Source organism: Sphingobacterium sp. UBA7253, assembly GCF_002472745.1.
GTDB lineage: Bacteria > Bacteroidota > Bacteroidia > Sphingobacteriales > Sphingobacteriaceae > Sphingobacterium > Sphingobacterium siyangense.
This window is the reverse complement of the sequence record NZ_DKSP01000224.1, coordinates 73,435-88,563: the sequence shown is the minus strand read 5'-3', so window position 1 is coordinate 88,563 and position 15,129 is coordinate 73,435. Positions and strand designations below refer to the sequence as shown.

Genomic DNA, 15,129 nt, shown 5'->3' with positions numbered 1-15,129 from the left:
GTACCAGGACAGCAACTTGTTTACTGTCTGCTACAGCTTTGAAGGCTGCACGGATGGCAACCTCCGTTTTTCCGAAGCCAACATCCCCACAGATCAATCGGTCCATCGGATGCGGCGATTCCATATCCTTTTTTACATCGGCAGTAGCCTTTTCCTGATCGGGTGTATCCTCATAGATAAAGGAGGCCTCCAGTTCATTCTGTAAGTAGCTATCCGGTGAGAACGCATTTCCATGCTGGGCCTTTCGTTTGGCATAAAGCATGATCAGGTCGCGCGCAATATCCTTAACTTTTTTCTTGGTCGTCTTTTTGAGTTTGTCCCAAGCATCGGTACCCAGTTTATTCATTTTGGGAACAGTACCTTCTTTTCCGGAATATTTGGAGATACGGTTTAAGGAGTTGATGTTTACATACAAAAGGTCGTTGTCTGCATAGATCAGGCGGATCATTTCCTGAGATTTACCGTTGACGTCCACTTTTTCCAACCCTCCATAGCGACCAACACCGTGGTCAATATGGGTAATGAAGTCACCAGGTTTAAGATCCCGTAGATCTTTGAGCGTAATTGCCTGCGAGCGCTCGTAAGCCTTCTTACGTTTATATTTATAATAGCGGTCAAATATCTGGTGATCCGTGTAACAGGCCAACTTTAAACTGTCGTCTCTAAAACCTTCGCGTAAAGCTTTATGAATTGGAATAAAGGTCGCTGATTTATCGAGATCTTCTAGAATCGTATAGATACGTTCGACCTGTTTGGTTGAATCTGAAAAGATCAGATTCTGGATCCGCTGGCCCTCATTCTCCTTGAAATTATGGATTAAGAGATTAAAATCCTTATTGAACGAAGGTTGCGGGTGGATATCGAACTTGAGTGTTACCTCAGCTTTATAAAAGAACTGTTTGCCGAATTCGATGATAGGGAACTCAAAGAATAAGGCATTGAGATTCTTCTCATCTGTAAACTCATAGGCTGGATTATGCCATTCGGGATTATCCTTTTTCTGCTTATCTGTTAGCCCCGCCCATAATTTTTCCGCTTTTTTTAACCCATCTTTTACAATATCTAACGTAAATTGAGCGTCTTTGATCCAGATCGTAGCGTCCTGATCTACATATTCCAATAAGGAAATGTGTTGGGATGTCAGGAATTTCGCTTGGACATTCGGTACAATGGTTACTTTATGGATTTTTTTGACAGACAGCTGGGACTCAATGTCAAATGTACGTATGCTTTCGATGTCATCGCCAAAGAATTCAATACGGTATGGGAGGTCATTCGAAAAAGAGAAGATATCTACAATGCCACCGCGTATCGCAAATTGCCCCGGTTCATACACAAAGTCTACACGTTCGAAATCATATTCGATCAAAAATTCGTTGATGAAATCAATACTTAGAGCGGTGTTTTCTGTTATTTCCAACGTATTTTTATCCAGATCGTTGCGATTGATCACTTTCTCAGCAATAGCCTCCGGATAAGTCACAACCATTTTCGGTAATTCCGAAGTATGGTTGAGTGAACTTAAAGTCTCCGCACGTTGTAATACATTGGCAGAGTCAGTTTGTGTAAAATCAAAAGCTTTGCGATAAGACGAAGGAAAAAAAAGAACTTGCTTATCCAACAGGCTTTCCAGATCACTTAAAAAATAAGAAGCGTCTTCATGAGTTGGTAAAATAAAGACCATTGGACGTTCCTGTAAGTTGTAAGAAGATACGGCTATGAACGCATCCGAAGATCCAATAAGCCCTTTCAGCTGAATCTTTGGGTTTTTGGATTGTATAGCCTTGGTAAGCGACTGGACAGATTCGCTTTGGCTGTATTTTTCTAATATTTCTTGAATTCCCACGAGCAAAAATTTCGAATAATTGCGAATTTAACGAAATAGTATCAAGTATTGGGTATGAAGTACTAAATTTTTTGGTAAAAAAATGGCTGAATCCCTCATTAAGAAAGGCATGACTTTGGAGAACTCAAAAGCTATAACAGATTGATCTGTGCAGGAGTTTATTTCGCGAGGTAAAAGGTGTAGGCAAAAGCGAGCAACACCAATAATGTGGCCAAGTAAATTAATTTATATTGCTCGTAAGCTGTAACATGAAAGGATCCAATTTTAACGCGGTTTTTGCTATTTCTCATGACTAATTTAGGTCGAGGTCAATCTTCTGTTCACTAATATAGCTTTTAAGTGTTGTATTACCAAAAGCATCCAGTGTATTTTGAAAATCTTCCCGGTAGTCAAACTGAAAGTCCTCATGAAGTTTACTGTATTTACCCACCGCATGCTTTATACGCCCTGTTATATATTTATGCAATTTGTGGGCGGCAGACTGATAGGAGGAGTCGAAAAGCCTGTCGTAATCAGCAATGGTTCTCTTCAGGATATAGCATCTAAATTCTACTTCACTGATTTTGTCCTTGGTGACTTTTTCGTGTTCATTCACTAAACCGCTTGCTTGTTTCACCAGCTTGCTAAGTGCAATAAAATGACTGTGTTGTGGCGTATTGCCAATTTGACTTAAACCAATATCGAACAATTGCGCCAGTTGCTTTCGTAGTTTTTCAATACGTTCCTCTAAATCGTCCGCATTTTCCAGTAATTGGAAATGCAATTGTTTGATCAGCATTTTGTCCTTGCTTATCAGGCGTACAAGGAGTTTGTCTTTTTCCTTCTGAGGTAGGTCAAGTACAGCTTTCTTTAATTCGGCATCTTGATGTAAGGACATAATCTATGTTTTAGTATAAAAAGAGTTGTTGAGCGAAAAGTCAGGCACACTGCAAGTGTGCCTGAATAAATTTCTCGTTTTATAAGCCGGAATTTAAGCAGGCAATAGCTGCCGCCCATATTTACCGCCGCTTGCTATTAATACAATATTCTGAACTTAATTGTATTGTCGATCTGTTTGAGTTGTTTCAATAGATCTTTATCATATTCACCTTGTATATCGGTTACCGCATAGCCAATATCACTTTTGGTCATTAGAAATTGGGCAACGATATTGATGTTATTTTGGGCATAGACCTTATTGATCTGCGCCATAATTCCGGGAACGTTTTGGTGGATATGCAATAATCTCGTTACCTGTTTTACTTTTGGTAAAATCAGATTTGGGAAGTTGCGACTTAAATAAGTATCACCATTGTTGATAAAATCGGCCATCCGGCGAGGTATAAACTCGGAATTTTTCTTTTTATTTTTCTTATCATCAAAAACGACAATACCTTTAGCATTGCAGATATCCTTATTGATATGCCCTCTGATATCACCCAAATATCCGATCGTTTTTAATTTGTCAGCATGTTGGAGTTGCTCATCACTGATATCGATATTGTCCCCCAATAGAAGCATCCCTACATCTTTCACATACTTTTCTTCGAAGGTATCTTTTGTGCGGATAGAAAAACCGTCTCTTTTTAAGATATGAGCCGCTATTTCTGGTACATCACCCACGATCAAACAAAGGATACGGTTTTTAGGATAGGATATTGCACGGGGCAGATCATTTACATATAAGAACTCATCAAAACTAGGTGTGATGAAGTCTGCTTTCTCAGTGACACTTTTACGTTGGATATTCTCTGTAAATGCAAAGAATTTTTCAATTAATCCCGATTCTTTCAGTTGAAAATCTGAATAACCGTCACCAATGCCAAATAGTCTTCCTTCAATATTTAACTGTTTTAATAATTGCACTTTTCCACCTTCATTTGATAATGGATTCTCTTCATCAAAACCGATGATATTACCTTCTTCATCAAATCTGAATGTATTGGCATAGATATTTTCAGTCTTGATATGATATGGTGTAACAACAGGAGTAATAAACTCCTTAAAACCTCCTGAAACAATCCATGCGGTGTCGGCGTGTTTCTTGAAAAATTCACGATTTCGGGAAAAAGAGGTTGAAACCTTTTTCTTAAGATGTGAAACAAGTTTATCCAGATGAGATTTGTTGGCATTTAAAAGTTTGACGCGACCAGCCAAAGCCTCACGGAAAGATAGTTTACCCTCCATGGCAAGATTGGTGTACCGCTCAATTTCGTGATAGATAGATTCGCGATCCGGATGGTTCTCAAGGGAGATCCGTGCAAGTTCATCAAGTGCCTCTACTTGCGTAAATGTACTATCGAAATCAATGATGTAATAGTTTTTCATCTTGTTATTTTTTTATGAAACGATCGTGAGCAATAGCGCTGAATGCAGATCTCCGATATCGGTAGGTTTCCGACGGTTTCAAGGTTTGGTTGTTTGTTATGTTATAGTTTTACTGTTTGTTATATAAATCTGCAATTTCCTTTAGCGTTTGTTCCAAAGGTCGATAACTGTGGTTTAGAAGTTCCTGGATTTTAGCGTTGGAATACTGCAATTTGGCACTTGACGCTGCCGCTGTTTCCTTTGTCAATGTCGTATCCGATTTTTTAAATACGGAAAGCATGCTGGAAACAGTAGAGGCAATTTGGAGTAAGGTTTCAGAAACTTCGATTGTCGGTTCAGGCCTATTCATTAATACACTTGCCACGCTCAGCAGATCCTTGTTGCTTATATTGAGATGATTGATGATATAGCGCTCAGCCGTGATATCATCTCTTCCCATTAATTGAATCATGATTGCAGCAACATCTTCAACGTCAACAACGCCGACACTTCCTTTCGGATAAAATCGTAGACCTTTATTGATCATCGAAAAAATAGCGCCAGAGCCTTTCTCGTTTGCCGAAGCACCTAAAATTACTGAGGGGTTGACAATAACTGCACTTAAACCTTCGGTAATGCCACGCCAGACCTCCATCTCCGCCTGATATTTTGATAACGAATAGTTCGATGTCAATGAATTGTGTTCCCAATGGTCTTTCTCGGATACCGGAAGGTTGTCTCGATTTGTCCCTAAAGCTGCGATCGAGCTGACATGAAGTAGGCGAATACCCTTTTCAAGGCAAAGATTGACCAGATTTGTCGTTCCTTCCACGTTCACTTTAAAGAGTGCCTTAGCGTCTTTCTTTTGGTAGGAAACCAATGCTGCACAATGGAATACTTTAGTAACCCCATCAAGAGCATCTTCTAATTCAAAATAATTGTTGATATCAGCGTCGATCCATTGGACCAACGAAGACGATAACAACGAGGCCGGAATAGTCGATTGAGCTCTTTTGATGGCAATGACGTCAATTCCTTGGTCTATCAACTGTCTGATTAGTGTAGACCCTAAAAAACCTGTTCCTCCAGTTATTAATATCACTTGATAAAGATACTGTTAAAAATAATGTTTTCAAAAGTTAGTTAATAAATGGATATTTGTGTGAATTGCATCCTGAAAACCTTCATGCTTTCGCGGGTATCAAACGCCATGAAAGCCAAGGTAGATTCTTTCAGTCCAATTAAAACAGTCGTTTTCAGAACAAATAGGAAATTTTACAAATTATAGCTTATGTCATCACTGTCCGTATTCTTTAGCCCGATTTCAATTACAGGTTTTGCTCCTGAGCATGGGTTCTTGAGTTCTCAACTAGGGAACATTATTCAAGCCTATGAAATAGATTTTCCGAGCTGGGAAGTGGATAAACAGCCTCAATTGGCTATTGTCGGTGTGGAGGAAGACCGTGCATCCATGAATAATAACGGAACGGATAAGGCGCCGGATGCAGTACGAAAACATCTCTATGCGCTATATCAGGGCGATTATAAGATGAATATCGTTGATTTGGGAAATATCAAAGCCGGTAATACAATTCAAGATACCTATATCGCTTTAAAATCTGTCGTAGAAGAACTGGTCAAAGAAAATATTCTTCCGATTATCATTGGTGGTGGACAGGACCTTACCTATGCACAATATTTGGGGTATCAAAACTTAGAGCGAAAGATAGAGCTGGCAATTATAGATGCTCGTTTTGACCTTGATGAGGAAAATGCTGAAAATGTAAGCCTGAATTCCCGATCTTATGTGAACCATATTATCTTGCACCAGCCGGACTATTTATTCAATTTAAATGCCATAGCCTATCAAACCTATCTCGTAAGTAAAGAGTCTATCAATATGTATGATAAACTATTTTTTAATGCAACACGAGTCGGTATGATTGCCGGTAAAATGGACCAATCAGAGCCTTTGATCCGAGCAGCGGATTTAATTAGTTTTGACATAGGAGCCATTCGGGCCTCTGAAGCACCTGGAAATGCCAATGCAATGCCCAATGGTTTATTTGGCGATGAAGCTTGTCAACTCGCCCGCTATGCCGGGATGTCGGATAAATGTTCTTCCATCGGTTTTTATGAATTCAATCCAACATTTGATCCAATGGAGCAGACGGCTATGTTGGTCTCCCAAATGATCTGGTGCTTTATTGATGGTTACTATAACCGCAAACAAGATACGCCACTGTACCCCAAATCATCTTATATCATTTATCGCACGACACTGGAAAATGAAGAGCATGAATTGGTCTTTGTGAAAAGTAAAAAATCAGACCGCTGGTGGATTCAAGTGCCTTATTTTGGATCTAAATCAGTCAATGAACGCTATTACCTCGTGCCTTGCCGTTATGAAGACTACCAATTGGCTATTTCAGGTGAAATGCCTGATCTATGGTGGAAAACACACCAAAAGTTACAATAATGTACCACTAAGTGGGGACATTGGTATTACGCCTTACCATAGAGAAGTGTGTAATACATCGTGCAAACTGATAACAGATTGGAGTTATCTGTTTTTTAGTGGTGCCGATTCATTAAGATTGAGACGTTATAGGTTTAGTTAAATGCAGTGATGGCAAAATAGACCTGCTCAGGTAAGCATACACCATCTTCAGAAAATACAAATCATGGAAATATTTTTCTTTGCGGGAATCGTATTGTTATTGGTCATTTTGATCGTATTGGTACTAAAAAAGAATACCGATACCAGTACCGGTCCTGCGTACAGTAAAGAGGTTGAAACACTAAAAATTGAGCTTGCTAGATCGCAACAGCGGGAACAAAGTTTGCTGGAAGAACGTCTTATGCTAAAAAATGAATTGGATAAGGAACGGGAGAATCTTCTGGTCGCAGAGCGGTCTTTAGAGAGTACACGTTCTTTTTATGAGGCGCAGCTCGATAAATTTCAGGAACAGAAGAATGAAATCGCAGAGATTAAACGACAATTCAACAATGAGTTTCAGGTTATTGCCAATAAAATATTGGAAGAGAAGACACAAAAGTTTACAGAGACCAATCATCGTTCCCTGGGCTTGATCTTGGATCCATTGAAGGAAAAAATCAAATTGTTTGAAGAGAAAGTCGATAAAAATTACAATCAAGAGGCCGCGGAAAGAAATTCTTTAAAGGGAGTTGTCCTTCAGCTGGTCGAACAGAGTCTTAAAATTAAAGACGAAGCCAATAGCTTAACCAAGGCATTAAAAGGGGATACCAAAAAGCAGGGCAATTGGGGCGAGGTAATTTTAGAGCGGGTTTTAGAGCGTTCGGGACTTATGCGCGATCGCGAATTTAGATTACAGGTCTCTCTGATGGATGCCGAAGGAAGAAGAATGCAACCCGACGCGATTATCGACCTTCCTGAAGATAAACATCTGATTGTAGATTCAAAAGTTTCGCTGATTGCCTACGAACGTTGGGTCAATGCTGAGACGGATGAGGACCGCGCAATTTTCGCAAAACAACATGTACAGTCTGTGGAAAATCACGTGAAAGAACTTTCCGCAAAAAACTATCACGAGTTATATGGTATAGAATCGCCAGAATTTGTATTGCTGTTTATGCCGATCGAATCTGCATTGAGTATGTCCGTCGCTGAAAAACCGGATCTATTCAGCGATGCTTGGGATCGTAAGGTTGTCATCGTTAGCCCTTCGACATTGTTGGCGACATTGCGTACTATCGCTAGTATCTGGAAGCAGGAACGTCAGACCAGGAATGTAATTGAAATAGCGAAAGAAGCGGGGAGCCTTTACGATAAGTTTGTGAGCTTTCTGAACGATATGGAACAGGTGCAAAATCAGTTGGAGCGCGCATTAAAAAGCCATGAAGATGCAACTAAAAAGCTCTCTACAGGCGCTGGGAACGTGATCGGAAAAGTGGAGAAATTAAAACGTTTAGGAGCCAAAGCAAATAAACAGATCGATTCCAAATTTTTAGATGCGGAAGATTAACAAAAACGGGCTTGCCGAAAGGTAAGCCCGTTTATAATTTTTAACCGTGCAAAGCAAAGCCTGTTCTACTAACTTATGCTAGAGGTTCTACTAAAGCTCTTTCATCCGTTTATTGATGGAAACATCCACATACGTATCCTTTAAACGATCTACAGCCTCTTTTTGAACAGTGACATTGCTGTCTGATTCGTAATCATGAATAGTCCTTTGGTTTTGGACTTCGTTGTCATAAGGATCCTTTCCTGCCAAGAGCTTGACGATTACCGGAAGACATTCGAGGAAGACAAAAAGCAGCGCAATAAAAAACACAGCATTTGCATTGGATTCGTTGACCTTTCCATTGGCATCGTACCTTAGATTGCCCAGCGCAGAGTTGCGGTCTGCAAAACCAGCGACATTGACAGCGCTGTCCAAAGAAGCGTTGGATAAGACTTTTTGGTCCAATATCCCTTCAAATTTCTGTTTCTGACGTATTGCGTTTTGTTGGGTCGTTATCTTGTTCCGTAAAGTGTCCAAATAGCCCTCTTTTTTCTTCAGCTCTTCTTCTTTCATTTTGGCATAAGGGCCATAGCCCATGACACCGGATGTTTCAGTTGTTTTGTTACCGAATATCTCGTAATTCAATTTTGTACGGTCATTTTTAATACTGGCTTCTAATGAATCACGTTCGACCGTAATCGCTTTTAAAAGCGAAACTTCATTGGCATATTTCTTATTGAACGTACTGTTGAGCGTGTCGATTTTAGCGCGTTGATCTGCGAGAAAACGTACACGGAGGTTTTCTCGAATCTCTTTATCGAAGATTTTTAACTCCAACGGCCTAGAGATAACCAAACCAATCAAAATTGCCAATAAAATTCGAGGAAGAGCCTGCATAAGCTGCATAAGGCCGCTTTTTGATTTATTTATACTGAGTACAATATAGCGATCCATATTGAATATCGCTAAACCCCAAATGATGCCAAATACAATGGCCAAAAGCCAGTCAAATGCCCCTCCACTAAATACGAAATACATGGCATAGCCACCCGAAAGGCTGGCAAACAATCCCGTAAAAAAAATAGTAGCACCTATGGCTGTGTACTTACTATGCTCTTCCGGATATTTTTCAAGAGTTTCTTGATGTACCCCCGCACATCTCCAAAAGAAACGGTTAATATCGCTCATTAAAATATTTTTACTCAAATTGACAGATTATTTTTAACAAGGTTTATGAATAAGTTTTTGTTTTACAATACGATGACGGTTTTTATGTTCTTCTGCAACCCCTCTCTAACAAGGCCGACCATTTGCCTAATTTTATTATCTTTGAAAAAAAATCAGGAATAATCAGATAATATGAAGAAAAGACAACTTTTGCCATTTTTTGCGATAGTGGCAACTGCATTTGTTGGTTGTGAGGAAAAAAAAGTGATGACAGATAATCCTCTTTTATTGGCTTACGAAACCCCATTTAATGTACCGCCTTTTGACAAGATCAAAACAGAGCATTTTAGGCCAGCTTTTGATGAAGCGATAAAAGTACACAATTTGGAAATTGACACGATAGTCAACAATTCGGATAAAGCAACATTTCAAAATACGATAGTCGCCCTGGAAAATGCAGGTGGATTATTGAATAATGTATCTACTGTATTTTATAATCTAAATAGTGCCAATACAAATGACAGTATTCAGGCGATAGCAAAAGATTTGGCTCCCATCTTATCGAGTCATTCTGATGAAATTTCGATGAATACCAAACTATTTGACCGTATCAAAACAGTTTGGAGCAGTCGAAATACACTTGGATTAGACGAACAGGACAATAAACTGTTGGAGGAAACCTATAAGAGTTTTGTACGTTCCGGAGCGAATTTAAAGGATGCTGATAAGGAAAAAATGAAAAAAATTAATGCTGAGCTTTCAACATTAACAACGCAATTCGGACAAAATTTGCTTGCTGAAACCAATGCTTATACACTGGTCGTTGATTCTGCGAGCCAATTGGAAGGCTTGCCTGAATCGTTGAAAACGGCAGCAGCTGAAGAAGCCGTAGCAAAAGGAAAGAAGGATAAGTGGGTGTTTACTTTACAGAATCCTTCCATTATGCCCTTTCTTCAATATGCAAAAAATCGTGAACTGAGAAAGCAACTTTGGGAGGCTTATCAGCTACGCGGTAATCAAGATAACACCAACGATAACAAGGCGATCATTCAAAAAATTGTAAACCTTCGCCTTCAAAAAGCAAAATTATTAGGTTATTCTTCACATGCGGCCTATGTCCTAGAGGAATCAATGGCGAAGAATCCGACCAATGTCTATGCACTGTTAAATAAACTTTGGACTCCAGCTCTCGCTAAAGCAAAAGGTGAAGAAGCAGATATAGCAAAGGAAATAAAGGCTGAAGGAGGTAATTTTGCTGTGGCCCCTTACGATTGGAGATATTATACAGAAATTATTCGCAAAAAACGTTTCGCATTGAATGAGGACGAAATTAAACCTTATTTGAGTCTTCCTGCAGTTCGTGAAGGTGCGTTTGCTGTAGCTAATAAATTATATGGTTTGACGTTCGTAGCCTTAAACAATGTACCAACTTACCATAAAGATGTGGAAGTGTATGAAGTTAAAGACAAAGACGGTTCTCATTTAGGTCTGCTATATGCCGATTTCTTCCCACGTGAGTCAAAACGAGGGGGAGCCTGGATGACTTCTTACCGTAACCAGTCGACAAAAGATGGCAAACGTGTTGCACCAGTAATTTCCATCGTATGCAATTTCACAAAACCAGTGGGAAAAAATCCTGCCTTGTTGACATTTGATGAAGCGACTACTTTATTCCATGAGTTTGGACATGCTCTGCATGGTCTTCTTTCCAATGTGAGATACCGCTCTATGGCCGGAACTTCTGTACCCCGTGACTTTGTTGAACTACCTTCACAAGTGATGGAAAATTGGGCAGCAGATCCAGAGGTGTTAAGAACATATGCTAAGCATTATAAGACCAAAGAAGCAATGCCAGATTCATTGATTCAAAAAATGGAAAAGGCCGGTACCTTTGATCAAGGATTTGCAACGGTTGAATACCTTTCTGCCGCGTTGTTAGACATGGATTATCATGCTACCACAAAAGAAATTTCAAAAGACATTAATGGCTTTGAAAAAACAGCAATGAAAAAGATAGGTATTATTGATGCTATTATTCCGCGCTATAGAAGTACATATTTTCAACATATCTTCGCTGGTGGATATTCTGCAGGTTATTATGCCTATATCTGGTCTGAAGTATTGGATTCAGATGCCTTTGCAGCTTTCAAGGAAAAATCATTGTATGATCAAGTGACAGCGGATTCTTTCCGTAAAAATATCCTTGAAAAAGGAGGTACTGATGATCCTGCTAAAATGTACCGTACATTTAGAGGTGCAGATCCAGATCCAAAATATCTATTGAAAAAGAGAGGTTTGAACTAATGCTCTCTAATTAAAAAAAGGCGATATAGAAATATATCGCCTTTTTTTTGTTCAGGTACTTGTTATTCTAAAAACTATTCTTACATTTGAATATTATTTATAATGAGTCTAAATAAATGTAGATAGTATGTGTGACACAAAAATTCTAAGCCAAAGAGGAGATACCCATATTAGTGTTTGCCATAAGTGTCAAACATATTATATCTGGCAACAAAGTTTTGTACTGACATTTACGAGGAATAAATTCTTCGATTTCTTGAATATTACGAAAAGTAATGGTGATGAGCTCTTTTTTAGCACATTCCCAGATGGTGAATTTCGGTTGATTATGAAAACACCTTATCCAGATATCGTATTTTCATTTGATGAAGAACAATGGCAGAATTTCAGGGATGCACTCCAAGAATCTTATTACATGAATGAGTTTTATGGAATGCTGAATAATTAAGATAAAAAGTCCTGTTGCATCGCTTGTGTTTCATCTCTCTTTCCTTACGCGTTGACAACAGGCACAAACAAAACCCTCAGTTATAGTCGCATACACTTATGCGACTATATGCTGAGGGTTCTTTTTAGCTATATATTGATTACTCGCCTATCGCGTAATATTTAAAATCAAGGTCTTCAAGTTCCTTACGGTTCAATAGTTTACGGCCATCGAACACAAATGCAGGTTTTTTCATATGCTCCTTAATTTTGGCCCAATCATAATGCTTAAATTCATCCCATTCAGTCAATACTGCAATTGCATGTGCATCATTGCAAGCCTCATAGGCGGTATTGACAACCTTTACCAAAGCTCGGTTTTCTTCCGAAGAGCGCGTATTCAGATAATCTAGGTCGGCATAGATGCGTTCAGCAGACACTTTGGGGTCATAGACCGTGATTTCAGCTTGTTCACTCAATAGATAATCTGCAACATAAATCGCTGCAGATTCACGCGTATCATTGGTGTCTTTTTTGAATGCCCAGCCTAAGAATGCAATCTTTTTGCCCGATACAGTATTATACAATGTTTGGATAATGTTATCTGCAAATCGCTGTTTTTGATAATCATTCATCAAAATCACTTGATCCCAATACCATTTCGTAGTGGAGATACAAAAGATTTATTCTAATTTTACATTAAAAAAGAAACGGTTTGATAAAGCAGGAAGTTATTGATAAAGTACTGGAAACAGCACGGATAGAAGAGGTGGTGGGGGACTTCGTTGATTTAAAGAAACGGGGAACTTCTCTGATTGGAAATTGTCCTTTTCACCATGAAAAGACGCCCTCCTTCCACGTTTCAGTTGCAAAGGGTATCTATAAGTGTTTTGGTTGTGGTGTTGGTGGAGATTCCCTTAAATTCGTCATGGAACTGGAAAAGTTCTCTTACCCGGAAGCGATCCGTTATTTAGCCGATAAATATTCGATTCAAATTGAAGAAATCGAGCGTTCTCCTGCCCAGCTTGCTGCGCAGGATAAACGGGAAAGTCTATATGTCCTAAGTGCTTGGGCCAGTAAATTCTTTGCCGAACAACTCTGGAAAACTGAAATGGGTCAGGTCATCGGACTCAACTATTTCAAGGAGCGTGGCTACCGAGAAGATATCATCAAAAAATTTGAATTGGGCTATTCGCCTGAAGAATGGACTGCATTGGTCGATAAAGCACAGGTAGCTGGTTTTCACCCAGATTATTTGGCTGCAAGTGGTTTGGCTATTGAACGTGATGATAAATCTTTATATGATCGTTTCCGTGGCCGGGTCATGTTTCCGATTCATAACCTGACAGGGCGTGTAATTGGCTTTGGCGGTCGGACACTAAAGACGGATAAAAAGGTCGCCAAATATGTAAACTCTCCCGAAAGCGAAATCTACCATAAATCCGATGTGCTGTATGGATTGAATTTTGCCAAAAAAGCAATTATGGAAGAGGATAATTGCTACTTGGTAGAGGGCTATGCCGATGTTCTTTCGGTACATCAAGCTGGAGTCGAAAATGTTGTTTCCTCCTCGGGAACGTCTTTGACAACAGGTCAGATCAAGCTTATTTCCAGATTTACAAAGAATGTGACCATACTTTATGATGGGGATGAAGCAGGGATCAAAGCCTCCCTACGCGGTACAGATATGCTGCTCGAAGAAGGCTTAAACGTTAAAGTGCTGCTTTTTCCCGACGGTAATGACCCCGACTCTTATGTTCAAAAGTTTGGTGCCACGGCTTTTAAAGATTATGTCAAATCCAATCAGCAGGACTTTATTTTCTACAAAACGAATATTCTGCTTCGCGATGCCAATAACGATCCAATAAAAAGGGCTTCGGTAATCCGTGATGTCGTCGAGAGTATTGCATTGATTCCCGATGAAATTAAGGTTTCTGTTTTTATCCGGGAATGTAGCAGCCTTTTGGATATAGAAGAACGCATTTTATTGGCAGAACTCAACAAGATTAGGCTCAATAGGGCAAAGAAGGCGGATAAGGATGCTGCTCGTAAACCTCAGAGCCCACCGCCTAATGCAGGGATGCCACCTTTTGGGATGGATGGTCCACCTCCGGATTTCTTCATGACAGATGATGAAAGAGGGGGAGTAGCTCCTATGGCGAATGTCGAACAACCGGTACAACTGACTTCGGAAATTCTTCAGGAACGAGAGATTGTCCGTATTCTAATCAACTATGGGGATTATCTGGCAACCTGGGAAGGTGATGGGGATATTCCCGTTGCAGGACTGCTACTGGGAAATATCAGCGACATAGAATTTAAGGATAAAGCTGCGGCCTATATTTTAAAAGTCTATAGAGATGCTGCAGAAAATTACGAAATTCCAGATGCCAAGCAGTTTTATTCGAATTCGGATACAACAATATCCGATTTGGCGATTAATAGTGTTGCCAGCAAATATTCGCTCAGCGAAAATTGGAATGACGATAAGCGTAAAATTTATGTAACGCAGGAATATGAGCATTTAAAACAACTTGTTGTTACAGCGATCTATCGGATCAAGAAGCGTAAGATTGAGGCAGAAATGCATCATATTCGTGAAGAAATGAAACATGAACAAGATGTGGCAAACCTAGAAGTCCTTATTTTTAAATATCAGAAACTTAAAGAAGCCGAACGGCTCTTGGGAGGCTTTCTGGGAAATACGATTGTTAAGTAATACTTGATATGGCCAAGCATCTTGAAACGGGCGAATGGGGTGAGCAAATGGCCATGGAATACCTCGTGGAGCAAGGCTATAAAATAGTGTTAAGAAATTGGCGATTTAAGAATTTAGAAGTAGATTTGATTGTCGTGGACAGGGATACCTTGGTATTCGTTGAAGTAAAAACACGGTCGGGAACGGATTTCGGCGAACCCTACGAATTTGTAGATCGCAAAAAACAGCGATTGCTAATTCGTGCAGCACAGGCTTATATCCTTAAAACAGGTTATGTCGGTGAAGTCAGATTTGATGTTGTCGCAATAACAAGATCCCCCAAAACAGTACTCAACCATATCAAAGATGCGTTTTGGGATAGCTAAGGATACGTACTTATAAATAATTATACATAG

The 15,129-nt window shown here is 39.5% G+C and carries 11 protein-coding genes and 1 pseudogene; 6 read left to right on the top strand and 6 right to left on the bottom strand.

The features are described from left to right. The 4 genes and pseudogenes from B2X72_RS23860 to B2X72_RS23845 all read right to left on the bottom strand — a co-directional run. Window positions 1–1,831, bottom strand: a pseudogene (locus B2X72_RS23860) (CarD family transcriptional regulator); the annotation flags it as partial. Window positions 1,832–2,138: 307 nt separating this feature from the next. Beyond that, window positions 2,139–2,723 (bottom strand): hypothetical protein, encoded by a 585-nt coding sequence (locus B2X72_RS23855; RefSeq protein WP_075994535.1) that lies wholly within the window; start codon window positions 2,721–2,723, stop codon window positions 2,139–2,141. A gap of 137 nt (window positions 2,724–2,860) precedes the next feature. Continuing rightward, a complete protein-coding gene (locus tag B2X72_RS23850) occupies window positions 2,861–4,153 on the bottom strand; it encodes an HAD-IB family phosphatase (protein ID WP_088163251.1) in 1,293 nt (430 codons plus the stop codon). Between the two features lie 109 nt (window positions 4,154–4,262). Next, window positions 4,263–5,234, bottom strand: a complete 972-nt coding sequence (locus tag B2X72_RS23845; protein ID WP_088163250.1) for an NAD-dependent epimerase/dehydratase family protein — start codon at window positions 5,232–5,234, stop codon at window positions 4,263–4,265. 189 nt (window positions 5,235–5,423) lie between these two features. Here B2X72_RS23845 and B2X72_RS23840 point away from each other — a divergent pair, with 189 nt between their 5' ends. Together B2X72_RS23840 and rmuC are read left to right on the top strand one after the other, a co-directional pair. Further along, complete coding sequence (locus tag B2X72_RS23840; protein WP_075994532.1) at window positions 5,424–6,611, top strand: formimidoylglutamase; 1,188 nt, start codon at window positions 5,424–5,426, stop codon at window positions 6,609–6,611. Window positions 6,612–6,816: 205 nt separating this feature from the next. Continuing rightward, window positions 6,817–8,139 (top strand): DNA recombination protein RmuC, encoded by a 1,323-nt coding sequence (gene rmuC / locus B2X72_RS23835; protein ID WP_075994531.1) that lies wholly within the window; start codon window positions 6,817–6,819, stop codon window positions 8,137–8,139. A 90-nt stretch (window positions 8,140–8,229) separates the two neighbouring features. On the opposite strand, the gene B2X72_RS23830 is transcribed toward rmuC, so the two are convergent. After that, entirely contained in the window at window positions 8,230–9,306 is a 1,077-nt protein-coding gene (locus B2X72_RS23830; protein WP_075994530.1) for a DUF4407 domain-containing protein, read from the bottom strand. A gap of 171 nt (window positions 9,307–9,477) precedes the next feature. On the opposite strand from B2X72_RS23830, the gene B2X72_RS23825 reads away from it, so the two are divergent. Beyond that, on the top strand, window positions 9,478–11,589 hold the full coding sequence (locus B2X72_RS23825) for a M3 family metallopeptidase (protein ID WP_120335146.1): 2,112 nt from the start codon (window positions 9,478–9,480) through the stop codon (window positions 11,587–11,589). Window positions 11,590–11,845: 256 nt separating this feature from the next. Continuing rightward, window positions 11,846–12,037: a hypothetical protein gene (locus tag B2X72_RS23820; RefSeq protein ID WP_228280105.1), complete on the top strand. Its 192-nt coding sequence runs from the start codon at window positions 11,846–11,848 to the stop codon at window positions 12,035–12,037. A 139-nt stretch (window positions 12,038–12,176) separates the two neighbouring features. Here B2X72_RS23820 and B2X72_RS23815 read toward each other — a convergent pair whose 3' ends face one another. Further along, window positions 12,177–12,650 carry a UDP binding domain-containing protein gene (locus tag B2X72_RS23815; RefSeq protein ID WP_232475637.1) on the bottom strand — a complete coding sequence of 158 codons (474 nt, stop codon included), beginning with the start codon at window positions 12,648–12,650 and terminating at the stop codon, window positions 12,177–12,179. Window positions 12,651–12,730: 80 nt separating this feature from the next. On the opposite strand from B2X72_RS23815, the gene dnaG reads away from it, so the two are divergent. Further along, window positions 12,731–14,734 carry a DNA primase gene (gene dnaG, locus B2X72_RS23810; RefSeq protein ID WP_286851791.1) on the top strand — a complete coding sequence of 668 codons (2,004 nt, stop codon included), beginning with the start codon at window positions 12,731–12,733 and terminating at the stop codon, window positions 14,732–14,734. Window positions 14,735–14,742: 8 nt separating this feature from the next. Beyond that, window positions 14,743–15,099: a YraN family protein gene (locus tag B2X72_RS23805; RefSeq protein ID WP_145330336.1), complete on the top strand. Its 357-nt coding sequence runs from the start codon at window positions 14,743–14,745 to the stop codon at window positions 15,097–15,099. Window positions 15,100–15,129 lie beyond the last annotated feature (30 nt).

Coding starts and splice junctions, on each gene's coding strand:
- B2X72_RS23855 (WP_075994535.1), bottom strand. CDS start 2,723: ATGTCCTTACATCAAGATGCCGAATTAAAGAAAGCTGTACTTGACCTA.
- B2X72_RS23850 (WP_088163251.1), bottom strand. CDS start 4,153: ATGAAAAACTATTACATCATTGATTTCGATAGTACATTTACGCAAGTA.
- B2X72_RS23840 (WP_075994532.1), top strand. CDS start 5,424: ATGTCATCACTGTCCGTATTCTTTAGCCCGATTTCAATTACAGGTTTT.
- rmuC (WP_075994531.1), top strand. CDS start 6,817: ATGGAAATATTTTTCTTTGCGGGAATCGTATTGTTATTGGTCATTTTG.
- B2X72_RS23830 (WP_075994530.1), bottom strand. CDS start 9,306: ATGAGCGATATTAACCGTTTCTTTTGGAGATGTGCGGGGGTACATCAA.
- B2X72_RS23825 (WP_120335146.1), top strand. CDS start 9,478: ATGAAGAAAAGACAACTTTTGCCATTTTTTGCGATAGTGGCAACTGCA.
- B2X72_RS23815 (WP_232475637.1), bottom strand. CDS start 12,650: ATGAATGATTATCAAAAACAGCGATTTGCAGATAACATTATCCAAACA.
- B2X72_RS23805 (WP_145330336.1), top strand. CDS start 14,743: ATGGCCAAGCATCTTGAAACGGGCGAATGGGGTGAGCAAATGGCCATG.